General features: G+C 54.6%; 23 protein-coding genes. 12 read left to right on the top strand and 11 right to left on the bottom strand.

Translation table 11 applies throughout. The annotated features are described in order from the left end of the window. Nucleotides 1-15: 15 nt before the first annotated feature. From PU683_RS04665 to PU683_RS04645, 5 genes are read right to left on the bottom strand one after another with little or no spacing between them, the layout of a single operon-like run. On the bottom strand, nucleotides 16-3135 hold the full coding sequence (locus tag PU683_RS04665; RefSeq protein WP_277170387.1) for an efflux RND transporter permease subunit: 3120 nt from the start codon (nucleotides 3133-3135) through the stop codon (nucleotides 16-18). Next, complete coding sequence (locus PU683_RS04660) at nucleotides 3132-4577, bottom strand: efflux RND transporter periplasmic adaptor subunit (RefSeq protein WP_277170385.1); 1446 nt, start codon at nucleotides 4575-4577, stop codon at nucleotides 3132-3134. The genes PU683_RS04665 and PU683_RS04660 overlap by 4 nt, the downstream gene beginning before the upstream one ends. Then, the gene (locus PU683_RS04655) at nucleotides 4577-5830 is read right to left on the bottom strand and encodes a TolC family protein (RefSeq protein ID WP_277170383.1); all 1254 of its coding nucleotides are present in this window, start codon (nucleotides 5828-5830) and stop codon (nucleotides 4577-4579) included. Before PU683_RS04655 ends, PU683_RS04660 begins: the two co-directional genes overlap by 1 nt. A 12-nt stretch (nucleotides 5831-5842) precedes the next feature. Then, a complete protein-coding gene (locus PU683_RS04650; protein WP_277170381.1) occupies nucleotides 5843-6169 on the bottom strand; it encodes a copper-binding protein in 327 nt (108 codons plus the stop codon). A gap of 55 nt (nucleotides 6170-6224) precedes the next feature. Beyond that, a complete protein-coding gene (locus tag PU683_RS04645) occupies nucleotides 6225-6629 on the bottom strand; it encodes a DUF2946 domain-containing protein (protein ID WP_277170380.1) in 405 nt (134 codons plus the stop codon). A gap of 346 nt (nucleotides 6630-6975) precedes the next feature. Here PU683_RS04645 and dcuC point away from each other — a divergent pair, with 346 nt between their 5' ends. The 4 genes from dcuC (at nucleotide 6976) to uspG (ending at nucleotide 10385) form a co-directional block, all read left to right on the top strand. Then, complete coding sequence (dcuC, locus tag PU683_RS04640; RefSeq protein WP_277170494.1) at nucleotides 6976-8349, top strand: anaerobic C4-dicarboxylate transporter DcuC; 1374 nt, start codon at nucleotides 6976-6978, stop codon at nucleotides 8347-8349. Nucleotides 8350-8449: 100 nt separating this feature from the next. Then, nucleotides 8450-9253 (top strand): ribonuclease I, encoded by an 804-nt coding sequence (gene rna / locus PU683_RS04635; protein WP_277170378.1) that lies wholly within the window; start codon nucleotides 8450-8452, stop codon nucleotides 9251-9253. A gap of 147 nt (nucleotides 9254-9400) precedes the next feature. Continuing rightward, nucleotides 9401-9811: a nucleoside diphosphate kinase regulator gene (gene rnk / locus PU683_RS04630; protein ID WP_277170377.1), complete on the top strand. Its 411-nt coding sequence runs from the start codon at nucleotides 9401-9403 to the stop codon at nucleotides 9809-9811. A gap of 145 nt (nucleotides 9812-9956) precedes the next feature. Further along, nucleotides 9957-10385, top strand: coding sequence for a universal stress protein UspG (uspG, locus tag PU683_RS04625; protein WP_277170375.1), 429 nt, complete (start codon nucleotides 9957-9959; stop codon nucleotides 10383-10385). A gap of 204 nt (nucleotides 10386-10589) precedes the next feature. Here the strand turns inward: uspG and ahpF are convergent, their stop codons facing one another. Together ahpF and ahpC are read right to left on the bottom strand one after the other, a co-directional pair. Beyond that, nucleotides 10590-12152, bottom strand: coding sequence for an alkyl hydroperoxide reductase subunit F (gene ahpF / locus PU683_RS04620; RefSeq protein WP_277170374.1), 1563 nt, complete (start codon nucleotides 12150-12152; stop codon nucleotides 10590-10592). Nucleotides 12153-12394: 242 nt separating this feature from the next. Then, nucleotides 12395-12958, bottom strand: a complete 564-nt coding sequence (gene ahpC / locus PU683_RS04615) for an alkyl hydroperoxide reductase subunit C (RefSeq protein ID WP_023479935.1) — start codon at nucleotides 12956-12958, stop codon at nucleotides 12395-12397. 364 nt (nucleotides 12959-13322) lie between these two features. On the opposite strand from ahpC, the gene dsbG reads away from it, so the two are divergent. Beyond that, nucleotides 13323-14069 (top strand): thiol:disulfide interchange protein DsbG, encoded by a 747-nt coding sequence (gene dsbG, locus PU683_RS04610; RefSeq protein ID WP_277170370.1) that lies wholly within the window; start codon nucleotides 13323-13325, stop codon nucleotides 14067-14069. A 4-nt stretch (nucleotides 14070-14073) separates the two neighbouring features. On the opposite strand, the gene PU683_RS04605 is transcribed toward dsbG, so the two are convergent. Continuing rightward, a complete protein-coding gene (locus PU683_RS04605; RefSeq protein WP_277170368.1) occupies nucleotides 14074-15234 on the bottom strand; it encodes a pyridoxal phosphate-dependent aminotransferase in 1161 nt (386 codons plus the stop codon). Between the two features lie 116 nt (nucleotides 15235-15350). Here PU683_RS04605 and PU683_RS04600 point away from each other — a divergent pair, with 116 nt between their 5' ends. Genes PU683_RS04600 through PU683_RS04590 form a run of 3 tightly spaced genes read left to right on the top strand, consistent with a single transcriptional unit; the run spans nucleotide 15351 to nucleotide 17190 of the window. Further along, nucleotides 15351-15965, top strand: coding sequence for a methylthioribulose 1-phosphate dehydratase (locus PU683_RS04600; protein WP_277170366.1), 615 nt, complete (start codon nucleotides 15351-15353; stop codon nucleotides 15963-15965). Then, complete coding sequence (mtnC, locus tag PU683_RS04595) at nucleotides 15962-16651, top strand: acireductone synthase (RefSeq protein ID WP_277170364.1); 690 nt, start codon at nucleotides 15962-15964, stop codon at nucleotides 16649-16651. Before PU683_RS04600 ends, mtnC begins: the two co-directional genes overlap by 4 nt. Continuing rightward, a complete protein-coding gene (locus PU683_RS04590) occupies nucleotides 16648-17190 on the top strand; it encodes a 1,2-dihydroxy-3-keto-5-methylthiopentene dioxygenase (protein WP_277170363.1) in 543 nt (180 codons plus the stop codon). The genes mtnC and PU683_RS04590 overlap by 4 nt, the downstream gene beginning before the upstream one ends. A gap of 90 nt (nucleotides 17191-17280) precedes the next feature. Here PU683_RS04590 and PU683_RS04585 read toward each other — a convergent pair whose 3' ends face one another. After that, the gene (locus PU683_RS04585; RefSeq protein WP_277170362.1) at nucleotides 17281-19377 is read right to left on the bottom strand and encodes a P-loop ATPase, Sll1717 family; all 2097 of its coding nucleotides are present in this window, start codon (nucleotides 19375-19377) and stop codon (nucleotides 17281-17283) included. A 183-nt stretch (nucleotides 19378-19560) separates the two neighbouring features. Next, nucleotides 19561-19788 carry a helix-turn-helix domain-containing protein gene (locus PU683_RS04580; protein ID WP_277170360.1) on the bottom strand — a complete coding sequence of 76 codons (228 nt, stop codon included), beginning with the start codon at nucleotides 19786-19788 and terminating at the stop codon, nucleotides 19561-19563. Between the two features lie 107 nt (nucleotides 19789-19895). Here PU683_RS04580 and PU683_RS04575 point away from each other — a divergent pair, with 107 nt between their 5' ends. Together PU683_RS04575 and PU683_RS04570 are read left to right on the top strand one after the other, a co-directional pair. After that, on the top strand, nucleotides 19896-20150 hold the full coding sequence (locus PU683_RS04575; RefSeq protein ID WP_277170358.1) for a helix-turn-helix domain-containing protein: 255 nt from the start codon (nucleotides 19896-19898) through the stop codon (nucleotides 20148-20150). Between the two features lie 391 nt (nucleotides 20151-20541). Further along, nucleotides 20542-22080, top strand: a complete 1539-nt coding sequence (locus PU683_RS04570; protein WP_277170356.1) for a methyl-accepting chemotaxis protein — start codon at nucleotides 20542-20544, stop codon at nucleotides 22078-22080. Between the two features lie 316 nt (nucleotides 22081-22396). Here PU683_RS04570 and melR read toward each other — a convergent pair whose 3' ends face one another. Next, complete coding sequence (gene melR, locus PU683_RS04565) at nucleotides 22397-23314, bottom strand: transcriptional regulator MelR (protein WP_277170354.1); 918 nt, start codon at nucleotides 23312-23314, stop codon at nucleotides 22397-22399. 234 nt (nucleotides 23315-23548) lie between these two features. Here melR and melA point away from each other — a divergent pair, with 234 nt between their 5' ends. Together melA and melB are read left to right on the top strand one after the other, a co-directional pair. Further along, nucleotides 23549-24901 carry an alpha-glucosidase/alpha-galactosidase gene (gene melA, locus PU683_RS04560; protein ID WP_277170351.1) on the top strand — a complete coding sequence of 451 codons (1353 nt, stop codon included), beginning with the start codon at nucleotides 23549-23551 and terminating at the stop codon, nucleotides 24899-24901. Between the two features lie 70 nt (nucleotides 24902-24971). After that, nucleotides 24972-26390: a melibiose:sodium transporter MelB gene (melB, locus tag PU683_RS04555; protein WP_277170350.1), complete on the top strand. Its 1419-nt coding sequence runs from the start codon at nucleotides 24972-24974 to the stop codon at nucleotides 26388-26390. Nucleotides 26391-26655 lie beyond the last annotated feature (265 nt).

The raw sequence follows: 26655 nt of genomic DNA, 5'->3' as shown, positions 1-26655 counted from the left end.
GGGCGCATAATAAGGTCAGCGTTTACGATGCAGTAAATAATAGAGCGCCGGAATAACCAGCATTGAGAGCAGTGGCGCAGTAACCATTCCCCCAATCATCGGTGCTGCGATACGGCTCATCACCTCTGCGCCGCTGCCGCCGCCCCACATGATCGGTAGCAGCCCGGCCATAATGGTCGCCACCGTCATCACTTTCGGCCGCACGCGTAATACCGCTCCCTCATGTATTGCGAGACGCAGTTGCTTATTAGGCGCGTCTGATTCAGAGATGCGATATTTCTCAAGCGCATGATTAAGATAGAGCACCATAATAACGCCGAACTCCGCCGCCACGCCGGCCAGCGCAATAAAGCCGACGGCACCAGCCACCGACAAGTTATATCCCAGCAACCACAGCAACCAGACGCCGCCTATTAATGCAAAGGGTAATGTCCCCATAATTAATAAGACATCAGAGATGCGTTTGAAGGTAATAAACAGCAGGACAAAGATAATTATCAGCGTCACTGGCAGGACGATTTTCAACTTTGCCGTCGCGCGTTCGAGATACTCAAACTGCCCGGACCAGCTGAGCGACACGCCCTGCGGCAGCGTCACCTGCTGCGCCACCTGCTGCTGCATCTCCTCCACCGCCGATTTCAAATCGCGCCCGCGCAGATCAACATAGATCCAGTTTGACAGGCGCGCGTTTTCGCTTTTCAACATCGGCGGCCCCTCGCTAATCACAACCTCCGCCAGGTCACCCAGGGCAATCTGGCTGCCGTTAGCGGTGATCATCGGTAGTGCGCGCAGATCGTCGACGTTCGCCCGAAGATCCCGCGGATAACGTACATTGATGGGAAAACGCTCACGCCCCTGCAGCACCTCGCCAATCTTCTCGCCCCCAACCAGGGTTGAGACCAGCGCCTGCAACTCCTGCACCGAGACGCCATAGCGCGCGGCCTGCTGGCGATTAATATTGATATCAACATAGCGCCCGCCTGCCAGCCGCTCCGCCAGCGCGGAGGTGACGCCCGGCACGGTTTTGACCACCTGCTCAACCTGCTGCGCCACGCGCTCAATATCAGCAATGTTATTGCCGTTCACCTTAATGCCCACCGGGCTCTTAATGCCGGTTGCCAGCATATCGAGTCGATTACGGATTGGTGGCACCCAGACGTTGGCGATGCCCGGTACGCTGACGGTTTTATCCAGCTCGTCGATCAGTTTTTCCGGCGTCATGCCGGGCCGCCACTGCGCACGTGGCTTAAAGCGGATGGTGGTCTCCAGCATGGTCAACGGCGCAGGATCGGTCGCGCTCTCCGCCCTGCCCGCTTTGCCAAACACGCTCTCCACCTCCGGCACGCTTTTGATCAAGCGGTCCGTTTGCTGCAGTAAGCGTCCCGCCTCACGGGCAGAAATACCCGGCAGCGTCGAGGGCATATAGAGCAGATCGCCCTCATCCAGCGGCGGCATAAATTCACTGCCGAGGCGGCTGAGCGGCCAGGCGGTCGCCAGTAACAGCAGCAGTGCGATGGCAAGCGTCGCTTTCGGCCACGCCAGCACATTATCCAGCAGCGGTTCATACAGGCGGATCAACACGCGGTTAATTGGGTTGGCCTTTTCATCGGGGATCGTGCCGCGAATAAAGAGAGCCATTAGCACCGGCACCAGCGTAATGCCCAGCCCGGCCGCAACGGCCATCGCCCAGCTTTTGGTGAACGCCAGCGGCGAGAACATGCGCCCCTCCTGCGCCTCTAGCGAGAAGACCGGAATAAACGACAGGGTGATGATAAGCAGGCTGCAAAAGAGCGCCGGGCCAACTTCCACCGCCGCCTGCTCGGAGAAGCGCCAGTAATCGGCCCGCTCCGGCAGGCGGCCAGGGTTATCGTGCCGCCACTGCTCTATCACTTTGTGCATGTTCTCAATCATCACAATCGCCGCGTCGACCATCGCGCCGATGGCAATGGCGATGCCGCCAAGCGACATGATATTGGCGTTGATCCCCTGATAGTGCATGACGATAAACGCACCGAGAATACCCAGCGGCAGCGAGACAATGGCTACCAACGCCGAGCGAAAGTGAAACAGGAACAGTGTGCAGACCAGCGCGACAACCATAAACTCTTCAATTAGCTTATGGGTCAGCGTACCGACGGCGCTCTCAATCAGCGTCGAGCGGTCGTAAACCGGCACAATCTCCACGCCGGTGGGCAGCGTTTTTTGTATCTCAGCAAGCTTCGCTTTGACCACATGAATGGTCTCCAGCGCATTCTTGCCGTAGCGCATCACAATCACGCCGCCCGCCACCTCGCCTTCACCGTTATACTCCGCCACGCCCCGGCGCAGCTCCGGCCCGAGGCGCACGCTCGCCACATCAGAGAGCATCACCGGCACGCCGTCGCGGCTGGCGATCACCGTCTGGCGAAAATCTTCCGGCTGGCGTAAGTAGCCGCTGGTACGCAGCATAAACTCCGCTTCGCCCATCTCCAGCAGCGCGCCGCCGCTCTCCTGATTCGCCGCCTGCACCGCGCTTACCAGTTGCTGATGGGTAATATTGAGCGCGCGCATCTTTTGCGGATCCGGCACAATCTGGTACTGGCGCACCATCCCGCCGACGCTGGCGACCTCTGCAACATCAGGCACGGTTTTCAGCTCAAACTTCAGTGTCCAGTCCTGTAAGGCGCGCAAATCGGCGAGATTATGCTTACCGCTGCGATCCACCAGCGCATACTCATAGATCCAGCCGACGCCGGTGGCATCCGGCCCAAGCCCCACTTCAACACCAGCGGGTAACGATGCCTGAATCTGGCTCAGGCTCTCCAGTACCCGCGAGCGCGCCCAGTAGAGGTCGGTCTCATCGTCAAACAGCACATAGACATAGGCATCGCCAAACATCGAGAAGCCACGCACGGTTTTCGCCCCCGGCACCGAGAGCATGGCGGTAGTCAGCGGATAGGTCACCTGATCCTCAATCAGCTGTGGTGCTTTGCCCGCATAGCTGGCACGAATGATGACCTGCACATCCGAGAGATCGGGCAGCGCATCGAGCGGCGCGCGCTGTAGCGACCAGATGCCCCAGCCGGTGAGAAGAAGCGATGCCATGAGAACCAGCAGGCGGTTGCGTAATGAGGCGCGAATGATAGCAGCAATCATTTTGTCGCCTCCTGCTGCGGCATCAGATGGGTGATCGTTGCGCCCGCTTCATCATCCAGCGTAAAGCTGAACATCACTTTATCGCCCACCTTCACCTTTGAATCGGGTTCTTTAAGCGCAAAGTCCATCGTCATCGCCCCCCAGTTCAGCGCAGGAATCGGTTGATGGCTAAGAGTAATGGTGCCGTTGTCCACTGCCTGCACTACGCCGCTGGCACGGTATTCCGCCGTTTTTTTGACAGCCGCCGGCTGCTGCGGCAAGGCGCTGCGCAGGCTTGCTTCGGAGTCGATGAGGAACTGGCCGGAGGTGACCACTACATCCCCCTCCTGTACACCGGAGAGGATCTCTCGCCAGCCTTGCGCCCGCCGTCCGGCGGTCACATTCACCGCGCGGAAATGCCCCTCCCCGGTTGCCAGCAACACGCGGCTGGCGCGCCCGCTTTCAATCAACGCCTCCTCCGGGATCTGAAGCACCGCCGGCTGCTGCGCCGCTTCAGATTGCGTCACGGTAAGAAACATGCCGGGTTTGAGCTTCTGCTGTGGGTTATCCAGCACAATGCGCGCTTGCAGCGTGCGCGTGGCGCCCGCGAGCTGCGGCAACAGTTCGCTGACGCGACCGTGGAATCGTTCGCCTGGCCAGCTTTCGCTGCTGGCTTCCACCTCGCTGCCAACCCTCAGCGCCTGCGCCTGGCTTTGCGGATAATCGACCACCAGCCAGACCGGATCGAGACTCGCCAGTTCAAACAGCGTTTGCGTGGCGGCCACCTGCGCCCCTTCGCGGGTGTCGAGTTTGGTGACATAGCCGTCGCGCGCAGCGCGAATCACTAGCCGGGTTTGCGCTTTTGCACTGCGCTCGACTGCGCGGATCACCTCTTGCGGCATAAACTGCAGTGCCAGCCGTTCGCGGGCGGCACGCGTCAGCTCTCTGTCACCGAGTTGGCGCACCGCCAGATACTCCTGCTGTGCGCTGGTCCATTGCGGGATCCAGAGCTGTGCCAGCGCCTCCCCCTTTTTCACCCACTGCTGCGGCGCGCGGACAAAAAGTTTTTCCACCACGCCCGCCGCAGGTGACGGCACAATCTGCATCGCCCGCTCATCGGTGGTCACCGTAGCAAACGCAGAAAAAGAGCTACCGAGCGGCCGTTTCTCCACCTTAGCGGTGGTCATACCCAGATTCTGTTGCTGTTGGGCACTGATACGTACACCGCCGTCAGCAGGCGCATCATCAGCATATTTCGCCACCAGCGGCATATCCATAAAGGGCGATTTGCCCGGTTTATCGAAGCGCTGATCCGGCACCATCGGGTCATACCAGTAGAGCACTTTACGCGCCTGCGGCGGCGGGCTGCTTTCAGCGGGCACAGCCTGATGTCGACCGGTCAAGTAACCGGCGCTGGCCGCCATGCAGGCCGCCACTGCCACGGCTAACAGGGTTCTTTTCATCACTTCACCTCCTGCGGGATAAGCCAGCGGATCGCTGCCCACTGCTGCGCCATCGTTTTTTCGACCTGAATGAGTGCCAGTTCACCGTCGAGCACATTACGGCGCGCCTCAAGCAGTGTCGGGAGATCGGACTGACCGGCGCGGTACTGCGCCGCTAACAACGCGCTACGGCTGCGCAAAAGCGGCAATACCTCGTCCCGCTGGCGCTGCCAGAGGGTTTGCGCGGCGTTGTACTGGGCAATCAGCGTGTGCAGTTCGGCGAGATGCTCACGCTCGGCGAGCGCCAGTTGGTCGTTGGCCTGCAAGGTGCGGGAGACGTCGGCGGCGTGATCTTTATCCTGGCGATGGGACTGAAAGAGAGGCAGATCGACGGTAAACATCACCCCGGCCATATCTTCATACCCCTCTGCACGGCGGCCATACCACACCTCCACCTCGACGTCAGGCAGTGCGGCAATCGCCGATTCTGCCGATCGCGCTTTGGCGCTGTTAGCAAGGCTTGCGGCAGCAAGGATGTCGGGGTGCTGGCGAATCGCCTCTTCCAGCGTTTTCTCATCTCCCGGCAGGCGCTGGTAGCGGGGAAGCTCGCCGCTTACGGCGGTAACAGACTGCCCGGTCAGTTGCATTAACCGGGTTTGTGCCAGCTGCACATCCCGCCCGGCGAGGGTGACCTTATCGCGCAGCGCGCTGAGGCTAATTTGCAAGGCGAGCACGCTATCCGGCATGGCGTTCCCCGCGCCGACGCTGGCGCGCTGCGCCCCCTGCTGACGCACGGTTTCCGCCACTAATTCCCGGGCGGTATGTAGCGCCCGCTGCGAGAGCGCCAGTTCAAGCCACGCCTGCGCGCTATCTCGCTGAAGCGCGGCGCGCACCACGTGGGATTTGGCCTCGACGCTGCGCGATTCAGCCAGCAACGTGTCGGCCTTGCGATTGCGTTTTTCCGCGCTGACATATTGCTGCATCACGCCAATACGCTGCATGGTCATGCCTTCGCGGGTCAAACGGCGGTCGTTATTGCCCTGCACCGGCACATTCTCAATGCCGAATTTGAGTTTGGGGTCGGGCAACTGACGAGCAGAATCCGCCATCGCATCCAGCGCGCGGGCTTCGTTACGGTTGGCAGAGAGCTCAGCAGAGTAGCGCTCTGCAGCGGCAAGGGTTTGCGTCAGCGTCAGCGACTCCGCCTGCGCAGCGGAGCAGATGAGCGCAAGACAAACCCCGCCGAGCCGCAGGCTCAGCGAGTATCGTCTCATTGTCGCCTCCGCTTACGGTAACGGCGTGACGGCGAGAAGGGTGTACCCCTGCTCACTCTGGCTAAAGCTGAAGCTGACCTTATCGCCCACCTTCACCTGCGGCAGCGGATGCTCAGGCGCAACCGTAAACTGCATGGTCATCGGTGGCCAGCTCAACGCAGGAATAGCCTGGTGGGCGATAGTGATAGCCTGCGGGGTGATCTTTTTGATGGTGCCCTGGCTTTGATAAACCTGGGCTGACAGCGCGTGATGGTGCGACATGTCGTGCGCTTGCGCATAAGCGCTGAGGTGCGGGAAAAGCAGGATGCCTGAGAGCAGGCAGAGGAAATAAGTACGCATTGTAAAAACTCCTGTTAAACATTAATCGAAAAAAATTCAACGTGTTAACAGGTCTCTATTCGCGAAAACGGCAGAAGCGGAGGGTTGCCGGCGGACCGGCGGCGGGCGGCGTTAATGTCCAGCCGGACGAAGTGATAGCGGTGAAAACGGGTTCGGCAATCGCCAGCGTTAAGGTGGCGGGCAGCGCCGCCAGCGAAGGGTGATGCCCCTCTTGTTGCACCAGATCGGGTACGCAGTGCTTCTCGCAGAGCGCCCCTTTCATCCCATGGGGCGGCGCGTCATCCCCCATTGCCAGATGGTGCATATGCTGCTGCATCATCGCTTCACCCGGCACGGGAAGCGTACAGGCATGAGAGGCAATCGCCACCTGACTCTGAATCAATAGCCAACCCAATGCGATAAGCAGCATTAATAAATGCCGCTTAAGAAAGCGCAATCGGTAGAGCCAGGCTGCGTGCATAACAACGCCTTGGATAAGTGAAGGTAACGGCGAGTATAAGCAGCGCGCTTTCTATTTTTAAAGGCTTTTTTAGTGAATTTTGCTGTCAAATCAAACTGAAACTAAAAACGCCAAAACAATTAACCACTCGTTATCACAAATAAAACACAACTGCCGAAATTCATTAGCCTGAATTATAGTTTCGCCCGCATTTATTTTTCTGATTTATAACAATTCACGTAATATTGCGCGCAATGCAGCGCTTTGTTGATTTTAATCAGCTATCACGCCACCGTTATTCGGCACATTGCGGTGCAGTTTTTTGCTTACTTTACTTTTTTTTGTCCAACCTCCGGGACCCAATATGATTTCAACCCTGATTGAGCTATTGATCGGCGCCGTGGTAATTGTCGGCGTCGCCCGCTACATCATTAAAGGCTACTCTGCCACCGGCGTTCTGTTTGTCGGCGGACTGGCCTTATTGATCGTCAGCGCGCTGATGGGCCACGCAATATTACCCTCAAGCGCCACCAGCACCGGTTATCGCGCCACCGACATCGTCGAATATATAAAAATTCTGCTGATGAGCCGCGGCGGCGATCTCGGCATGATGATCATGATGCTGTGCGGTTTTGCTGCCTACATGACGCATATTGGTGCCAATGATATGGTCGTTAAGCTGGCCTCACGCCCGCTACGTTTTATCAATTCGCCCTATATCCTGATGATTGCCGCCTATTTTGTCGCCTGCCTGATGTCGCTGGCGGTCTCTTCCGCCACGGGACTCGGTGTGCTGTTAATGGCGACCCTCTTCCCGGTGATGGTCAATGTCGGTATCAGCCGCGGCGCGGCGGCGGCAATTTGCGCCTCCCCGGCGGCGATTATTCTCTCGCCCACCTCCGGCGATGTGGTGCTGGCAGCGAAAGCCGCAGAGATGCCGCTGGTAGATTTCGCGTTTAAAACCACTCTGCCTATCTCTATCGCCGCGATTGTCGCCATGGCTATCGCCCACTTCTTCTGGCAGCGCTACCTCGATAAGAAGGAGAACATTGTTAGCGAAATGCTGGATGTGAAAGAGATCACCACCCGCGCGCCCGCGTTTTACGCCATCCTGCCCTTTACGCCGATCATCGGCGTGCTGATTTTCGACGGCAAGTGGGGACCGGAGCTGCACATTATTACCATCCTCGTGATCTGTATGCTGATTGCTGCGGTACTGGAGTTTTTGCGCGGCTTTAATACCCAGAATGTCTTCAGCGGGCTGGAGGTGGCCTGGCGCGGCATGGCTGATGCCTTTGCCGGTGTCGTGATGCTGCTGGTTGCCGCAGGCGTCTTCGCCCAGGGGCTGAGCACCATCGGCTTTATCCAGAGCCTGATCTCAATTGCCACCTCGTTCGGTTCCGCGAGCATTATTTTGATGCTGGTGCTGGTGATCCTCACCATGCTGGCGGCGATGACTACCGGTTCCGGTAACGCACCGTTTTATGCGTTTGTGGAGATGATCCCAAAACTGGCGCGCGAAGCGGGCATCAACCCGGCCTATTTATCGATTCCGATGTTGCAGGCCTCCAACCTCGGCCGCACCATTTCACCGGTCTCCGGCGTGGTGGTCGCCGTTGCCGGGATGGCAAACATTTCGCCGTTTGAAGTGGTCAAACGCACCTCCGTACCGATTCTGGTTGGTCTGGTGGTGGTGATTGTCGCCACCGAAATCCTGGTGCCTGGCGCAGCGGTTCACTAACCCGGCCGGGGGTCAGAAATTGAAAAAGCGCCTGCCCGGCGCTTTTTTTATGGTTTAATAACCTATGGCAATTATCTGGACCCATTTATCAGGAACTGAAATGTTTAAAAAGGGACTCTTCATCAGCACAGGCATTGCCGCGCTACTCTTCAATTCTGCTTATGCCGCACCGCTGCAACCAAAGCAGTACGGCGATTTTGACCGCTACGTGCTGGCGCTCTCCTGGCAGACCGGGTTTTGCCAGAGCATGCACGACAACGGGCGCGACGAGCCTGAAGAGTGCCGCCTGCAAAAATCCCCCGACGACAAAGCCGATAATTTGACCGTGCACGGTTTATGGCCGGGGCTGCCGAAATCGATCGCCGCGCGCGGCGTCGATAACCGCCGCTGGATGCGTTTTGGCTGCGCCACGCGCCCGATTCCCAATATGCCGGAAGCGAAAGCCAGCCAGAAGTGCGCGGCAGCAGAGACCGGTTTATCGCTGGAGATGGCGGATAAACTCAACGCTGCTATGCCCGGCTCCGGTGGTAACTCCTGCCTTGAGCGCTACGAATATGCCAAGCACGGCGTCTGTTTCGGCTTCGATCCTGATGACTATTTTGGTGCGATGGTGCGTCTGAATCATGAGATCAAAACCAGCCCGCTTGGGGTATTTCTTGCCAATAACTACGGCAAAGCGATTACCCGCGCCGCCTTTGATTCTGCCGTCGCCAGGGCTTACGGAAATCAGAGCGTGAAAGCGGTGAAACTCACCTGCAGCGGCAACCCGGCCTACCTGACCGAGATGCAGGTTGCTATAAAAGCCGACGCGATTAATGCGCCGCTCTCTGGCCGCTCGCTGCTGCCACAGCCGCACCCCGGCAACTGTGGGGATCACTTTATTCTCGACAGCGCGGGTTACTGATCGCCCGGAGTCATCATAATTGAGGCAAATGTGCGCCGGGTCACTTCACAGCATGGGGCCGGGTTAGTATCATCAGCTTTAGACAAACCCTCGCTGCCCGTCGGCGAGGGTTTTTCTTTGGATCAATCACCTGACACGGAGTAAGAGATGTCCAGACCTGCCATTATCATTAATGAGCGAGACGCTGAGCGCCTCGACCGCTTGCTGGAGCAGCCTGCACATGCCAGCCTTGCGATTGCCGATGCGCTGAATGAGGAGTTGGATCGCGCCAATATGTGCGCGCCAGACGCGATGCCGCATGATGTGGTGACGATGAACAGCAGAGTAAAATTCCGCGAGCTGAAGAGCGGCGAAACCCGCGTGCGGACGCTGGTCTACCCGGCGCAAATGACAGACAGCGCCACGCAGCTGTCAGTTCTGGCCCCGGTGGGCGCGGCGCTGTTAGGTTTACGTGTTGGTGATTCCATTCACTGGACGTTGCCGGGGGGAACCACCACCGACCTTGAAGTGCTGGAGCTGCTCTACCAGCCCGAAGCCGCTGGCGATTTCATGCTCTGATCCCCGCCCTGCTTTGTTTTGCAGAGGATGCGCCCGCATCCTCTTTCCGGCTCCCGCCATTGTTCAGATTTGCCACTCATGCAGCAAAATCCCCCCTCTCTTTGTGCTTCAATTCCCGGGACATAACCCATAGGGAGACGCGTTTATGTACCAGACAATCATTATGCCGGTCGATATTTTCGAAATGGAGTTAAGCGACAAAGCGATCCGTCACGCAGAGTTCCTCGCCCAGAGTGAAGGTGTTATTCACCTGCTGCATGTGTTACCCGCTTCCGCCAGCCTGAGCCTGCACCGTTTTGCCGCCGATTTACGCCGCTTCGAAGAGCATCTGCACCAGGAGGCGCAAACCCGCCTCGAGAGTATGAAGAGCCACTTCTCAATCGATCCCTCGCGCATTCATACCCACGTTCGCTTCGGCAGCGTGCGCGATATGGTTAATGAGCTTGGCGAAGAGTTGCATGCGGATATGGTGGTGATCGCCTCGCGCAACCCGACAATCACCACCCATCTGCTCGGCTCCAATGCCTCCAGCGTGGTGCGCCACGCGCATATTCCGGTGCTGGTGGTGCGCTAGAGGGGCTTATTGCCAGATGGCGCTAACGCTTATCCGGCCTACGAGACTGTGCGCGTTGTTATTACGGGGATCGCGTGCTTTTGTAGGCCGGATAAGGCGCAGCCGCCATCCGGCAAAATGAGCGCACCGATCCATCCGGGTAAAAAAAAAGCTGCCTTGCGGCAGCTTTTTATATGCAGGTGACTCTTACTTTCTTAATTCTGCTTACGCTTTGGTGCGGATCAGGTAATCAAACGCGCTCAGGGAGGCTTTGGCACCTTCGCCGGTGGCGATGATGATCTGTTTGTACGGCACCGTGGTGCAGTCGCCCGCCGCGAACACGCCTTTCACGCTGGTTTCGCACTTGGCATCGATAATGATTTCGCCCATGCGGTTGCGCTCAATCGCGCCCTCCAGCCAGGTGGTGTTCGGCAGCAGACCGATCTGAACAAAGATCCCCGCCAGCGCAACCTGATGCACATCGCCGCTGATGCGGTCGCGGTACTCAAGGCCGGTCACTTTAGTGCCGTCGCCTTTCACTTCGGTGGTCTGCGCATTCAGAACGATGTCGACATTCTTCAGGCTGCGAACTTTATCCTGCAACACCTGATCCGCCTTCATCTCCGGAGCGAACTCCAGCAGCGTCACGTGTTCAACAATCCCGGCGAGATCGATAGCCGCTTCCACGCCGGAGTTACCACCGCCGATCACCGCCACGCGCTTGCCTTTAAACAGCGGGCCGTCACAGTGCGGGCAGTAGGTCACGCCCTTGGTGCGATACTGATCTTCACCCGGCACGTTCATGTTGCGCCATTTCGCGCCGGTGGCAATGATGACGGTACGCGCTTTCAGCACCGCGCCAGACGCGGTTTCAATCTGATGCAGGCCGCCTTCGACCGCAGCCGGAACCAGCTTGCTGGCGCTCTGGCTGTCGATCACGTCGACGTCATAGTCCGCAACGTGTGCTTTCAGGGCACCTGCAAACTGCTGCCCTTCGGTTTTCGGCACGGAGATGTAGTTTTCAATATCTACAGTATCCAGCACCTGGCCGCCGAAGCGTTCGCCCATCAGGCCGGTCCGGATGCCTTTACGGGCAGAGTAAACGGAAGCCGCTGCGCCCGCCGGGCCGGAGCCGACAATCAGCACATCGTAAGCGTCGCGTTTGTTCAGCTCTTCCGCCGCACGTTTTTCCGCGCCGGTATCAATTTTTGCCACGATCTCAGTCAGCGTCATACGACCCTGCCCAAACTCCTGACCATTCACGTAGACCGCCGGAACACCCATCACGTTACGATCGGTGATTTCGTTCTGGAAAGCCCCACCGTCAATTGCCGTGTGCTTGATACGCGGGTTCAGCACCGACATCAGGTTCAGCGCCTGCACCACGTCCGGGCAGTTGTGGCAGGAGAGTGAGTAGTAGGTCTCAAACTCGAAGTCGCCGTCGATGTCGCGGATCTGCTCCAGCAGCGCCTGCGCTTCTTTCGACGGATGACCGCCGGTCCACAGCAGCGCCAGCACCAGCGAGGTAAACTCATGCCCCAGCGGGGAGCCAGCAAAGCGCGGGCCAGTGTGCGAGCCTGGGTTGGTGATCAGGAATGAGGGCTTACGCACCGCAAGCGTGTTGTCCTCTTTAAAGGTCACTTTGTCAGAGAGTTCGGCGATTTCGCCCAGCAGCTCTTTAATTTCGGTAGATTTCGCGCTGTCATCCAGCGTCGCGATCAACTCAACAGGCTTGGTCAGTTTCTCAAGATAAGCCTTGAGCTGGGTTTTCATTGTGGTGTCGAGCATGTCGGTATCCTTCTCTTAAAACATCATCATGCAAGCCGATTTTGCGACTGCACTAATGCAACTTGCATCATGGTGCTGAATAAAACGGGCGCCCAAAAAGCACCCGTATCGTAGATAATTTCCTAAGTATTTTGCGTCAGAGCGAGGCGGCTAGCTCGTGAATCCCCGGGAGCTTACAAAAGTAAGTGACCGGGGTGAACGCGCGACGCCAACAAAGCTATGGCGCGAAATACGACGGAAATTTAGATTTTGCCAACCAGGTCCAGGGACGGAGCCAGGGTCGCTTCGCCTTCTTTCCACTTAGCCGGGCACACTTCGCCTGGGTGAGAAGCAACATACTGAGCCGCTTTGATTTTACGCAGCAGGTCAGATGCGTCACGGCCGATGCCTTCAGCGGTCACTTCGATAGCCTGGATGATGCCCTGCGGGTCAACGATGAAGGTACCGCGGTCTGCCAGACCTTCGTCTTCACGCATGATTTCGAAGTTACGGGTCAGGGCACCAGTCGGGTCGCCGATCATCGCGTATTTGATTTTCGCGATGGTGTCAGAGCTGCTGTGCCATGCTTTGTGCGTGAAGTGGGTGTCGGTGGAAACAGAGTAAACGTCAACGCCCAGTTTCTGCAGTTCTTCGTAGTGGTCAGCCACGTCGCCCAGTTCGGTCGGGCATACGAAGGTGAAGTCAGCCGGGTAGAAGAAGAAGACGCTCCAGCGGCCTTCGGTATCTTTCTCGGTTACTTCGATGAATTCACCGTTTTTGAACGCCTGGTTTTTGAAAGGTTTGATCTTGGTGTTAATTAAGGACATCTATACTTCCTCCGTGTTTTCGTTGGGGCATAAGTTAACGAACTTTGCTTACGACGGCTAATGCGTTTGCATTATCAAATCAATAAGCGTTAGCTAACAAACACCAACGAACAACTCTGTGAACAGACATTAGCCAAAAGTAAAAAGGCCACCGGTGCGGGTGGCCTCAATATCTGAAATACCCGCGGGTGACTTCAGTGCCAGCACGCTGGCTGTGCGATACGCTTGCCATCTGTCGATGACAAACAGCGTTGATTACACCACTCCCTAAGCACCACGACAATCTTTATTCCCTGTCTGTTGTCTATGACTGTGATAGGTTTAGCCTTTGTTAACCTTACCCTCTGAATTGATAAGGATTTTTATGCTCAAACGCCTGTTAATGCTGACCCTACTGCCGCTGACCCTGCACGCTGAAGAACTGCCCGCGCCGGTCAAAGCCATTGAAAAGCAAGGCATTACCATCATTAAATCCTTTAACGCACCGGGCGGCATGAAGGGTTATCTGGGTAAATATCAGGAGATGGGCGTCACGATTTATGTCACGCCGGACGGCAAACACGCCATCTCTGGCTATATGTATGACGAAGCGGGCACCAATCTTAGCGAAAAGCTGTTCAATCAGGAGCTCTATGGCCCTGCCGGGCGCAAACTCTGGCAGCGGATGGAGAAAGCGGAGTGGATCCTCGACGGTCAAAAAACCGCGCCGCGCGTGGTGTACGTCTTTGCCGATCCCTACTGCCCCTACTGCAAACAGTTCTGGCAGCAGGCGCGCCCGTGGGTAGAGTCCGGCAAGGTGCAGATCCGCACCTTAATGGTCGGCGTAATCAAACCGGAAAGCCCGGCCGCAGCGGCGGCGATCCTCAGCGCGAAAGATCCGGCCAAAAGCTGGCATGAGTATGAGCAGTCGAACGGCAAAATGACGCTGGCGCTGCCGAAAACTATCCCGCCGACGATCATGCGCTCGCTCAACCTCAACCAGAAAATCATGGACGATCTCGGGGCTAATGCCACACCCGCTATCTACTATATGAATGAAGAGAGTGTGCTCCAGCAGGCGGTCGGCCTGCCGGATGCGGAAAAGCTCAAAACAATCATGGGTGAAAAGTAAGCCGCTACAGGGTGCAGAGACGCTCTGCTGCCGCCAGCAGCGTCGATTCCTGTTTCGCAAAGCAGAGGCGAATCAACTTATGCGGGAAGGGATCGGCGCAGAACACTGACAGCGGAATGGCCGCCACACCCACCTCTTTCGTCAGCCACTGGCAAAACGCGACATCATCGAGATCGGAGATGGCGCTGTAATCCGCCAGCAAAAAGTAGGTTCCTTCGCAGGGCAAAAACTCCAGCTTGCTCTCGCGCAGTGCATTGACCAGCACGTCGCGGCGCGCGCGGTAAAAATCTGGCAGTTCCCGGTAGTGCTGAGGCTCGGCGCGCAGCATATCGGCCAGCGCCAGCTGTGCCGGGGTGTTCACCGAAAAGGTTAAGTACTGGTGCACTTTACGCAGCTCCGCGCTGATGGCGGCGGGCGCAATGCAGTACCCCACTTTCCAGCCGGTCATATGGTAGGTTTTGCCAAACGACGACACGGCGACGGCACGTTCCCGCAGCTGCGGATGCTTCAGCACGCTGGCATGCCCACCCTCGGCAAAGCAGATGTGCTCGTAAACCTCATCGCTCAACACATAAATTTCCCGCTCGGCAATTGCCTGCCACAGGGCGGCAAAATCGGCCTCCTGCCACACCGTCGCCGACGGGTTGTGCGGCGTATTAACAATTACCAGCCGGGTGCGATCGCTGAGCTGCGCGGCGAAAGCCTGCCAGTCAACGCGAAAGTGCGGCGGTTGCAGGGCAATGCGTTTAAGCACCCCGCCGGAGAGCTCAACCGCAGGCGCGTAGCTGTCGTAACTCGGATCGAAACAGATCACCTCATCGCCCTCGCGCACCAGCGCGGTGATCGCCGCATAGAGCGCTTCCGTCGCCCCGGCGGTGACGGTAATGTCGCTGTTCACGTCTGGCTGATGGCCATAAAGCGCCGCCGTTTTCTCGGCAATCGCTTCGCGCAATGGCTGCACGCCGGTCATCGGCGCATATTGATTTGCACCCTGCGCGACGTGATACGCCAGCCGCTCCTGCAAATAGCGCGGGCCGTCAAAATCGGGGAAGCCCTGGGAAAGATTAATCGCCTGATGCTGCTGGGCCAGCGCGCTCATTTGCGTGAAGATGGTGGTGCCTAAAGCGGGGAGTTTACTCTCAGGAATCAAAGGGTTATTGCGCATCTTTTCGTGCCTGTTGTCGAGACTCAAGTTGCCGCCACTATAACACGATGCTAGTATTTGGCAATCAAGACGCTTAGACGTCTATATCACAACGATATTCCTGATAAGGAAACGCGATGACCAACAACCTGCAACTCCAGCAACTTGTTTCTGCCTGCCACTGGATCGGCGCCAAAGGGTGGGCGCCCGCGACGGGCGGCAATATGTCCCTGCGCCAAAGTGCCGAATGGTGCTGGCTGAGCGAGTCCGGCAAAGATAAAGGCAGCCTGACGCCGGAGGATTTTTTGCAGGTCTCCATCGCCGATAATCATGCGCCATCCGGGCGTAAACCCTCTGCCGAAACCGGTCTGCATACCCTGATTTACCGCCTCTACCCTGACGCCAACGCGGTGCTGCATGTGCACACTGTTAACGCCACGGTGCTGTCGCGGGTGGAGAAAAGCGCCGCGCTGCAACTGAGCGGGTATGAGATGCAAAAATCCCTTAGCGGGCAGCATTCGCATCTCGATAGCGTGCCGATTGCCATTTTTGATAACGATCAGGATATCGACGCGCTCGCCGGGCGCATTGCCGCTTATGCAGACTCGAACACGTTACGTTATGGTTTTCTGCTGCGCGGCCACGGGTTAACCTGCTGGGGGCGCGACGTCGCCGAAGCGCGCCGCCACCTCGAAGGGCTGGAGTTTTTATTTGAATGCGAATTGCAGCGCCGACTGCTGGAGAGATTATGATCCGCGCGATTGTCACCGATATAGAAGGCACCACCAGCGATATTCGCTTTGTACATAACGTTCTGTTTCCCTACGCCCGCGAGCGGCTGGCGGGGTTTGTCACCGCGCAGCAGTATCAGGAGCCGGTCAGCACCATTCTCGATAATCTGCGTGATGAGATTGCGCAGCCGAACGCCACCAGCGCCGAGCTTATCGAGGTGCTGTTCGCTTTTATGGATGAAGACCGCAAATCGACGGCGTTGAAAGCACTTCAGGGCATTATCTGGCGCGATGGCTACGCCAACGGCGATTTTACCGGCCATCTCTACCCGGACGTGCTGCCCGCGCTGGAGAACTGGAAGGCGCAGGGCATTGATCTCTATGTATATTCCTCTGGCTCCGTTGCTGCGCAAAAACTGTTATTTGGCTACAGCGATGAAGGTGATATTACTCATCTCTTCAGCGGCTATTTCGATACGCTGGTAGGAGCGAAGCGCGAAGTGCAGTCCTATCGCAATATCGCCGCACAGCTTGCGCTACCGCCCTCTTCTATTCTCTTCCTCTCCGACATTCATCAGGAGCTGGACGCTGCCGAAGAGGCCGGTTTTCGCACCACGCAACTGATTCGCGATGATGATGACGCAGCCAGCCATCATCACCAGGTTAACTCATTCAGCACCATCAAGCCGGAGCAGATCCCCTCATGAGCGCACTGACGATTTACACCGACACCGATGCCAGCACACCGGTATGGCACAGCACCGACGCCGACGATATTCAGCAGAAGCTGAATGCGAAAGGCGTGCGCTTTGAGCGCTGGCAGGCCGACCGCGATCTGGGCGCTAACCCGACACCGGAAACGGTGATCAACGCCTATCAGCATGCCATCGACAAACTGGTAGAAGAGAAAGGCTACCAGAGCTGGGATGTGATCAGTCTGCGCGCCGACAACCCACAGAAAGAGGCGCTGCGCAGCAAATTCCTCAGCGAACACACCCATGGTGAAGATGAAGTGCGTTTCTTCGTGGAAGGTGCCGGGCTCTTCTGCCTGCATATCGGCAGCGAGGTCTACCAGGTGCTGTGCGAGAAGAACGACCTTATCTCCGTGCCCGCCGGCACAGCGCACTGGTTTGATATGGGTTCAGAACCCAACTTCACGGCGATCAGGATTTTTGATAACCCCGAGGGGTGGATCGCGCAGTTTACCGGTGACGCGATTGCGGATGGGTATCCGAGATTGGCATAGATAAAAGCCACTTCCTAAACGCATCGATGATAGGAAGTGGCACTATCCACACTTTAGAAAATATATTTTTTGAAATTATAAAAATATAAATTATTTTTTTCGTCGTTTTGTGGTTGTCTTTATAGACATATAGGACGTTTCATAGACGGTTAAAAGTTTTCCCATTTGAACGTCTATTGCATCATGTTTTTCCGGACTTCTAAGTTTTTGCAACAACTTAGATATAAATTTTGCGGGTAGTTTAATTATCAAAGCGCCATGAGATTGATGCATCTCTCTCGTCCAATCTAAATCCTTCCCTTGTTTAAGAGTTTCATCGTCCTCTCTATTAACGATGAATCCAAGTTTACCGTATGGTCCGGTCAGATAAGATTGAACCTGTCTGTATTCACTAGGTCCCAATTCGTAAAAATTTTTAGCGTCGAATACTACTTGCCGAGATTTATAATCTTCAAGCACTCTTTTCCAAAAATCCGTTTTAGCTCCATTCGTGCCTACTATATCCCTTCGTTGAACAGCATTACCATTTGGATGAATTTTCAGATCAGTTAAATGTGACGCAAACACGATCCTCAAAGCATCTAAACACCATTGCTCAAATTCATTTGCCCCTTCATTCCCTATGGGGATTTGGTCTAAATGAGATACTATCTGACCAATCTTTTGATTTCTGATCGCTGAGTTTTCTGATATTACATTAATATCATACTCATCATTTATTTCTTCAGCCTCTTCAGGAGTCAATGCATTTCGATTCAAATTTAAGCCTAACCAATAGCAAGGATGGATTAGTAAACGATCTGCATTTTCAAATCCTTTATCTGGGGTTCGTCCATCATGGCAAAATGAAAACGAAGCTGAATTCTTATCATATATTCCTATAAAGCCAATACTGTATAGACTTTGTAAAAGCCCCGTAGGCTTCAAAAGATTATATTCCGATAATATTTTGGGGTCATCACCATCCTCTATTTGTTCTTTAGCGCCCTCAATTTTCCTTAAGCATGAATAGACAGTTAACTCAGGCTCAATATTTCTAAAAAGACCTGAAATGAGTTGGATTGAGGGATATATTTTTTGGTACTCTTTCCACAAATCATCTAGCCTAGCCATAGAAATAGATTTTGCCGCATATTCCAAATCATTATTAATTATTGTTGAACGATTTTCTCTAAATGCCGAAAAAAATGATTCATTCAATAAAGACAATAAGTCTCTTGGTCTATAAAGCGTAAATTGCAAACATTTTTTAAAGCCGTTACGTCCTTTCAAATCATCTGCTGTACATCGATCCCAAACGCGCTGATCTTTTTCAATGTCGAGCGCGAAAGCCACTTTCATTCTTTTAGCTGTAAGCATGAGCAATTGAGCCCAGTCCCAATGAAGTCGGATAACTTGCCCTTCTATATTTCTAGAGTAATCGGGATCTTCTTTTGCTAATGCTCTAAAAATATTATCCCTAAGAAATATAATAGGTCTGATATATTTTGATTTTTGATTAAGTTCGATAGACGCATATGCAAGACCTGCAATAATTCCTACTCCTATATTATCAGGCTCATAAGCTTCATCAAGCTTATCCAATAAAATAACCACACTCCTATCGGCCTTTTCTAAAACACTCAATACTTTGCTTTCAATTTCAGAAATATTTAGATTGAACTGTAGATCTCCAATTGATTCTTCAGGATCACTTTCAGATAGAAATTCCTTTGCAATAACTCTACACTTTCTTAAAATATCACCTTTTACTGAATTCCATCTATCCAAATGAATTTTAATTAATGGATCATGAGATAACTGCGATGATAATTTATAGTGAGATGATATATAATTCGCCACTTCGACTAGCATAGCATACCGCCAAAGTAATTTCGTAGCGGCTCTAGCCAGGTTAAATGATGATGTAAAGGGTTTAAGTACTGAGCGAAAACCAATTATTTGAGTATCATCTGGAGAAAAGGTTAACACTAATATTTTTTTATCTTTTCTCCAATGTTCTTGCAAGTGTATAAAAAGAGCACTTTTTCCCGTTCCTCGCCTACCGACTACAACAGTACGATCATCTGATTCAATGAGTGTTCTAAAATCAGCAGTTTCTACAAATGCAGAATTTAGCATGACCGTGTCATTTTCTGCTGTAGTGTCGCCAAATGGGTTTGATTTATTATTAACTAAGTTATTCATCAGTAATCACCTTAGCCCCAACGTAAAAAAGCTCCTACCCTTAGGTACTATTAATTGCGCTTTCTAACAATATTAAAATTATATAAGACCAATCTAATTTAGCATTTTTTATTTTTCATATTTTAAACAAAGGTCACTGTTTTTGGATTTTATTGTAAAAAGAATCTTCAAGTGTGGTTTATACTAATTTAATATTTTCACTATATCTTCGAGGGCAACGCCCACCAACCTCGCCAGATGCACAAACTCCACCACATCCAGCCTCCTCTCGCCGCTTTCGATCTTGGCGATAAAGGATTGTGGTCGCCCGAGCGCCTCAGCAAGCTGCACTTGCGTGATGCCCCGCGCTTTACGCGCTTGCTTAAGTGCCGTGATAACGCGTTGGTACTCGTCTGAGTAGACAGATGCCATAAATTCGATCCCTTAAAAAATATCCTGAAATCGAATATCTACCCATTGCCATTTTATCCCAAAATAGGATAATTGAGTACATAACAACCACGTGTAAGGAGAACACTATGGAACATCAAAACTGGCACCATGCTGACATTCTCGCCGCGCTTAAGAAGCGCGGGATGAGCCTGGCGGCGTTGTCTCGCGCGGCAGGGCTGTCCTCATCAACGCTAGCGAACACGTTGTACCGCCCCTGGCCGAAGGGAGAATACATCATCGCTCATGCTCTCGATCTTGCTCCCGATGCCATTTGGCCGGAGCGCTACAAAGATGCTCAAGGAAACAAAATCAGGCGTCGTTTGCGTCAGGTTCCTTGCTAAGCGTTGGATATAAAACAGAAGTTTTTTCCTACTGCCCAATTCTTTGGGCGGTAGTCTATTCAGGCGCTATTGTGATTTATCAGCTTTATTATTAACTATTCATCAATAAGTGTTTACGCATACTAAACTCTTAAGCTAATAAAGAACAAGAATGTACAATATATTCAGAGATTATCATTAAAACAGACGAAATATATTATATAAAGCATTAGCAGTCCGCTCACCTACCCTTATTAGCCTTTGTATTTCATCACTATTTCCCCACAATCCGTGTCCAGATCAAAAAAGGTTTAAAAGACCTCTCTTTTTATAATGTTCTGGCTGAAGGTTTCACTTTAGTCGCCGATAAAAATAGCATCCACGTTGGATATGGATCGCACCTGAGGCCGTTATGACTATTTTAAGAAAATTAATTATTGTTTTTGCCATCACCTTTATTGCCATGCTTGTGCTGGGTGGATTAAGCATTAGGGCATTAGATAATGCGCAAACGCGCTTTGATTATGTAGTAAAAAATAGCCTGCCCAGCATTAGCAGGCTGAGCGAAGCTGTGCAGTATCGCGAAGAGGCAAGACGGCAGATCCTGATGTCGCTGCTGGTGCGTGATGAAGCCGTATTTAATAACCATATGGCACAGGCAAGGGTGCAGTTAGATAAAACCCGCCAGATACTGGAAAATTACCAGACTAATTTAGTCAGCGATAAGGTTGACGGTCAGCTACTGAAAAAGACCCGTGATATTTTTGATGATTACGTGCAAAAAACTGAAGCCATGGCAAACGCTTATCATACCCAGGGGATTGAAGCGGCACGACAAATGGTCTCTGACGGCGGCGTAACCGCTAATGCTTCGGTGGCATTAAGTGCCAGTTTAAAAGAGATGCTGGCGCATAATTACAGCATTGCGAAAGAGTATGCTGAAAATAACCATACGCAATATATCAATACCTTCTGGCTGCTGATTGGCACAATTGTTTTTCTGGTTGCTCTGGTTGCGGTCTTCGCCTCGGCTATTCTGCGCTACTTAAGTAAAGGCTTAAAAAGTTTGCAGGAGAGCATGGGATTAATCAGCCACTCCCTCGATTTAACCCATAAAGTGGCGCTGAATAATAACGATGAGCTTGGCGCGACGGCGACCAGTTTTAACGCGCTGATGGATAAAATCCGCCATGTGTTAGCCAGCGTAAAAGATGCCAGTAACGAAGTGGACACCGCCGCCAGCGAGATCGCCAAAAGCAATGATGACCTCTCTTCGCGCACAGAATCGCAGGCGTCGTCGCTCGAGCAGACCGCAGCCAGCATGAATGAGCTGTCTGTCACGGTGAAACACAATATGGATAACGCCAAAGAGGCGAATACCTACATTGGCCGCGTGCAGACAATGGTCAATGAGAGCCACCGTGAGCTAAGTTCGCTGCAAAAATCGATCGATGATATTTCGGCCTCTTCTGCAAAGATTTCGGAAATTACAGACATCATTGACGGCATCGCCTTCCAGACCAACATCCTGGCACTGAACGCCGCGGTTGAAGCCGCCCGCGCGGGTGAGCAGGGGAAAGGGTTTGCGGTGGTGGCAGGCGAAGTGCGTTCACTCTCCCAGCGCTCATCCGTTGCGGCGCGCGATATTCGTGGTCTGATTGATGAAGCGATTAAGAATGTCAGCCAGGGGGTGAATTACGCGGCCAATGTTACCACGCGCATGAACGATGCCCTCGGCGCGGTGGATGAAACCACGGTGCTGATAAACCAGGTGAATCACTCCTCCACCGAGCAGAGCTACGGCATTGAACAGGTCAATGTCGCAGTCAGCCAGATGGAAGGCAACCTGCAGCAGAACGCCGCGATGGTGGAAGAGATGGCCACCGCCGCCAACTCCCTCAGCCACCAGGCGGGCAAGCTGTTGAATGATGTGAACGCCTTTAAGCTGTAACCTGAAAGCCATTGCCGGATGGCGGCTAACGCCTTATCCGGCCTACGTAATTCCCCACCGGATGGCGCCCAACATAATTCCGGCCTGGTTGTAGGCCCGATAAGCGCAGCGCCATCGGGCAATGCGCCGGATGGCGGCTCGCGCCTTATCCGGCCTACGTAATTCCCCGCCGGATGATGCCCAACATAATTCCGGCCTGGTTGTAGGCCCGATAAGCGCAGCGCCATCGGGCAATGCGCATATATGGCAGACCCGCCACTTTATCCCCACCGGGGGATATTCCCTTCAATATCCCCTGGTGGGGATAAACACCTTTTTACCCCGCATGCTGCTGGCGTCGTAGCTGGCTGAGCTTGCGGTATCTCTGCGGCGGCATGCCGACATACTTCTGAAAAGTGCTGTAAAAGCGGCTGCTGGAGCCGAACCCGGCGGTGAGCGCGATATCAAGAATCGTTTTATCGGTATCGCTCAACAGAGCGCGGACATGGTTGATACGCATGGCGGTGATGTACTGCTTCATGGTCAGCTGCATCACGCGCTGAAAAATACCCATCGCATAGTTGGGATTGAGCTTCACATGCTCGGCGATAGCGTTAATCGTCAGCACCTGGTCGTAATTGACGGCAATAAACTCCAGCATCTGGCTGACGTAAAACTGCGCATGGCGCGAAACGCTGTTTTTATGGGTGCGCGAGGTTTTATTCACGAGTATTGGCTGCCAGCCGGAGAGGCTAAAGCGTTTGAGCATCAGGGCTATTTCGTCAATCGCCAGCTGACGTAGCTGCTCGTTGTCGCTGTTGAGTTCATTCTGCCAGCGCTGCACTTCAAACGCGCTCAATTGCTGGGCGGCGAGGGATTTAATCACCATGCCGTGGGTGACGTGGTTGATCAGTTCACGATCCAGCGGCCAGGAGAGAAACAGGTGCATCGGCAGGTTAAAAATCGCCATCTGCGTACAGTCGCCGGGGCGGGTCAACTGGTGCGGGGTACAGGCCCAGAACAGGGTGATATAGCCTTGTTTGATACGCACCACTTCGTTATTGATCAGATACTCGACGTCACCATCAAACGGCACGTTCACTTCCACCTGGCCGTGCCAGTGGCTGGCAGGCATCGCCAGCGGCGCGCGCAGCTCAATCTCCATACGCTGATATTCGGAGTAGAGCGACAGCGGGCCGCGCGTGGTTTTCTCATCCCCGCTGCACATATCTGCTCTGATAAGTTCTTTTGCCATCGATCCTTCCCGCATTATCACTTTCGCGCTTCACCGCGCCCTCACCTGCTTTAGTTTAGTGAAAGGCGTTGCCATTAACTCTGCTTAAGCGCCCATTTTCTCCCGGAAACTCAGATCGCGCGCGGCGCATTACGCGATCTGAGTTTTCGGGAATCTCCCGCCGGGAAGAAGGCAGATGGCACAGGCCTGGCGTGCCACGCTCAGAAGGTACAACCACATCAGGGAGAAAGGCTCATGTCTGCACCAAAAATCACCTTTATCGGCGCCGGTTCCACGGTGTTTGTTAAAAACATTCTCGGCGATGTGTTCCAGCGCCCGGCGTTGAAAAACGCGCAGGTAGCGCTGATGGATATTGACGCCACGCGCCTTGAGGAGTCGCACATCGTGGTGCGCAAACTGATGGATTCAGTCGGCGCTTGCGGGAACATCAGTTGCCATACGGATCAAAAAACGGCGTTAAAAGAGGCCGACTTTGTGGTCGTCGCCTTCCAGATTGGCGGTTACGAACCCTGCACCGTCACCGATTTTGAGGTGTGTAAACGCCACGGTCTTGAGCAGACCATCGCCGACACCCTCGGCCCCGGCGGCATTATGCGCGCCCTGCGCACCATTCCTCACCTGTGGCAGATTTGTGAGGATATGACCGAGGTTTGCCCGAACGCTACGCTGCTGAACTACGTCAACCCGATGGCGATGAACACCTGGGCGATCTATGCCCGTTTCCCCCATATCAAGCAGGTTGGGCTCTGCCACTCGGTGCAGGGCACGGCGGAGGAGCTGGCGCGCGATCTCGATCTCGACCCGGCCTTGTTGCGCTACCGCTGCGCCGGGATCAACCATATGGCCTTTTACCTGTCGCTGGAGAAAAAGCAGCCGGACGGCAGCTATGTCAGCCTCTACCCCGAACTGTTACAGGCCTGGGCCGACAAGCGCGCGCCAAAGCCGAACATGCACGGCAACCCGCGCTGCCAGAACATTGTGCGTTATGAGATGTTCAAAAAGCTCGGCTACTTCGTCACCGAATCCTCGGAGCACTTCGCCGAATATACGCCGTGGTTTATCAAGCCGGGGCGCGAGGATCTACTTGAACGCTACCAGGTGCCGCTGGATGAGTACCCGAAACGCTGCGTCGAGCAACTCGAAACCTGGCAGAAGGAGCTGGCGGAGTATAAAACCGCCGATCGCATTGAGGTGAAAGCCTCGCGGGAATATGCCAGCACCATCATGAACGCCATCTGGACCGGTGAGCCGAGCGTTATCTATGGCAATGTGCGCAACGATGGCCTGATCGACAACCTGCCGGAAGGGTGCTGCGTCGAAGTGCCCTGCCTGGTCGATGCCAACGGCATTCAGCCGACCAAAGCCGGTAAGCTGCCCGCCCATTTAGCGGCGATGATGCAGACCAACATCAATGTGCAGACGCTGCTCACCGAAGCGGTGCTGACCGAGAACCGGGATTATGTCTACTACGCCGCGCTGATGGACCCGCACACCGCAGCGGTGCTCGGTATCGACGAAATCTATGCCCTGGTGGATGACCTGATCGCCAGCCACGGCGACTGGCTGCCCGGCTGGCTGCATCGCTAACGCATAAGCCGGGCCGCACGCCCGGCGGTTTTGCCCCCCTTCCGACACTGAAAGAGGCAATCGGTACCCTATGAGTATTTCAATGACAACAAAGCTCAGCTACGGATTTGGCGCGTTTGGAAAGGATTTTGCGATCGGTATCGTCTACATGTATTTGATGTATTACTACACCGATATTGTCGGCCTGTCGGTCGGCATGGTCGGCACGCTCTTTCTGGTGGCGCGCATTCTCGATGCGCTAGCCGACCCGATCATGGGCTGGATAGTCGACTGCACCCGCACACGCTGGGGCAAGTTCAAGCCGTGGATCTTAATCGGCACGCTGACCAACTCACTGGTACTCTATATGCTCTTCAGCGCCCACCACTTTACCGGCACCACCCAGCTGCTGTGGGTGTGGGCGACTTATCTGCTGTGGGGCTTCACCTACACAATTATGGATGTGCCCTTCTGGTCGCTGGTGCCGACCATCACGCTGGATAAACGCGAGCGTGAACAGCTGGTGCCCTACCCGCGCTTCTTCGCCAGCCTCGCCGGGTTCGTCACCGCAGGGATCGCACTGCCGTTTGTTAACGCTGTCGGCGGGGCCGATCGCGGGTTTGGCTTTCAGATGCTGACGCTGGTGCTGATCGCCTTCTTTATCCTCTCGACCCTCATCACCCTGCGCAATGTTCATGAGGTTTACTCCTCGGATAAGCAGGGCGGCGAACAGAGCGCGCCGATGAACCTGAAAGCGATGCTGCAACTGATCATTAAAAACGATCAGCTCGCCTGCCTGCTGGTGATGGCGCTGGCCTACAACACCGCCGCCAACGTCATCGAAGGCTTTGCGATCTACTACTTCACCTATGTGATTGGCGATATTGATCTTTTCCCCTACTACATGTCCTATGCGGGCGTCGCGAACCTGCTGATCCTGATGCTTTTCCCGAAGCTGGTAAAACGCTTCTCACGCCGCGTACTCTGGGCGGGGGCGTCGGTGCTGCCCATTGTCAGCGGCGGCGTGCTGCTGTGGATGGCGCTGCTGGGGCAGACCTACGCGTGGATAATTTTGCTGGCGGGCGTGCTGTTCAGCATCGGCAAAGCCTTCTTCTGGGTGTTGCAGGTGATTATGGTGGCCGACACCGTCGATTACGGCGAATACAAGCTCAATGTGCGCTGCGAGAGCATTGCCTACTCGGTGCAGACGCTGGTGGTGAAAGCGGGCGCGGCCTTTGCGGCCTGGTTTATCGCCGTGGTGCTCGGGGTGATAGGTTATGTGCCGAACGTGGCGCAGTCCGCCAGCACCCTGATGGGCATGCAGCTGATTATGCTGGCGCTTCCCGCCTGCTTCTTCCTTATCTCGCTGCTGGTCTACTTTCGCTTCTACAAACTCAATGGCGATACGCTGCGCCGCATTCAAATCCATCTGCTGGATAAGTATCGCCATGTCGGCGGTGTCAATGCGCCGCAGACACCGCCTGTGGTGGGCGGCCGGGTGCAGGCGTAAGTGCGCGTTATTGCCGGATGGCGGCTGACGCCTTATCCGGCCTACGCACTTATCCGACATACGCACTTATCCAACATACGCCTCCCGTAGGCCCGATAAGCAGAGCGCCATCGGGCAATGTGCAGGCCTTATCCGACCAACGCCTCCCGTAGGCCCGATAAGCAGAGCGCCATCGGGCAATGTGCAGGCCTTATCCGACCAACGCTCCCCGTAGGCCCGATAAGCAGAGCGCCATCGGGCAATGCGCAGGCCTTATCCGACCAAC

It is taken from the genome of Candidatus Kosakonia sp. 282A-S69 (genome assembly GCF_029433855.1).
Classification (GTDB): domain Bacteria; phylum Pseudomonadota; class Gammaproteobacteria; order Enterobacterales; family Enterobacteriaceae; genus Kosakonia; species Kosakonia cowanii_A.
This window is presented reverse-complemented; position numbering and strand designations above follow the sequence as displayed.

Coding starts and splice junctions, on each gene's coding strand:
- PU683_RS04645 (WP_277170380.1), bottom strand. CDS start 6,629: ATGCACGCAGCCTGGCTCTACCGATTGCGCTTTCTTAAGCGGCATTTA.
- uspG (WP_277170375.1), top strand. CDS start 9,957: ATGTACCAGACAATCATTATGCCGGTCGATATTTTCGAAATGGAGTTA.
- PU683_RS04665 (WP_277170387.1), bottom strand. CDS start 3,135: ATGATTGCTGCTATCATTCGCGCCTCATTACGCAACCGCCTGCTGGTT.
- PU683_RS04570 (WP_277170356.1), top strand. CDS start 20,542: ATGACTATTTTAAGAAAATTAATTATTGTTTTTGCCATCACCTTTATT.
- PU683_RS04605 (WP_277170368.1), bottom strand. CDS start 15,234: ATGCGCAATAACCCTTTGATTCCTGAGAGTAAACTCCCCGCTTTAGGC.
- PU683_RS04660 (WP_277170385.1), bottom strand. CDS start 4,577: ATGAAAAGAACCCTGTTAGCCGTGGCAGTGGCGGCCTGCATGGCGGCC.
- PU683_RS04575 (WP_277170358.1), top strand. CDS start 19,896: ATGGAACATCAAAACTGGCACCATGCTGACATTCTCGCCGCGCTTAAG.
- rnk (WP_277170377.1), top strand. CDS start 9,401: ATGTCCAGACCTGCCATTATCATTAATGAGCGAGACGCTGAGCGCCTC.
- PU683_RS04655 (WP_277170383.1), bottom strand. CDS start 5,830: ATGAGACGATACTCGCTGAGCCTGCGGCTCGGCGGGGTTTGTCTTGCG.
- melR (WP_277170354.1), bottom strand. CDS start 23,314: ATGGCAAAAGAACTTATCAGAGCAGATATGTGCAGCGGGGATGAGAAA.
- melA (WP_277170351.1), top strand. CDS start 23,549: ATGTCTGCACCAAAAATCACCTTTATCGGCGCCGGTTCCACGGTGTTT.
- PU683_RS04650 (WP_277170381.1), bottom strand. CDS start 6,169: ATGCGTACTTATTTCCTCTGCCTGCTCTCAGGCATCCTGCTTTTCCCG.
- PU683_RS04600 (WP_277170366.1), top strand. CDS start 15,351: ATGACCAACAACCTGCAACTCCAGCAACTTGTTTCTGCCTGCCACTGG.
- melB (WP_277170350.1), top strand. CDS start 24,972: ATGAGTATTTCAATGACAACAAAGCTCAGCTACGGATTTGGCGCGTTT.
- ahpC (WP_023479935.1), bottom strand. CDS start 12,958: ATGTCCTTAATTAACACCAAGATCAAACCTTTCAAAAACCAGGCGTTC.
- PU683_RS04585 (WP_277170362.1), bottom strand. CDS start 19,377: ATGAATAACTTAGTTAATAATAAATCAAACCCATTTGGCGACACTACA.
- ahpF (WP_277170374.1), bottom strand. CDS start 12,152: ATGCTCGACACCACAATGAAAACCCAGCTCAAGGCTTATCTTGAGAAA.
- PU683_RS04580 (WP_277170360.1), bottom strand. CDS start 19,788: ATGGCATCTGTCTACTCAGACGAGTACCAACGCGTTATCACGGCACTT.
- rna (WP_277170378.1), top strand. CDS start 8,450: ATGTTTAAAAAGGGACTCTTCATCAGCACAGGCATTGCCGCGCTACTC.
- dsbG (WP_277170370.1), top strand. CDS start 13,323: ATGCTCAAACGCCTGTTAATGCTGACCCTACTGCCGCTGACCCTGCAC.
- PU683_RS04590 (WP_277170363.1), top strand. CDS start 16,648: ATGAGCGCACTGACGATTTACACCGACACCGATGCCAGCACACCGGTA.
- mtnC (WP_277170364.1), top strand. CDS start 15,962: ATGATCCGCGCGATTGTCACCGATATAGAAGGCACCACCAGCGATATT.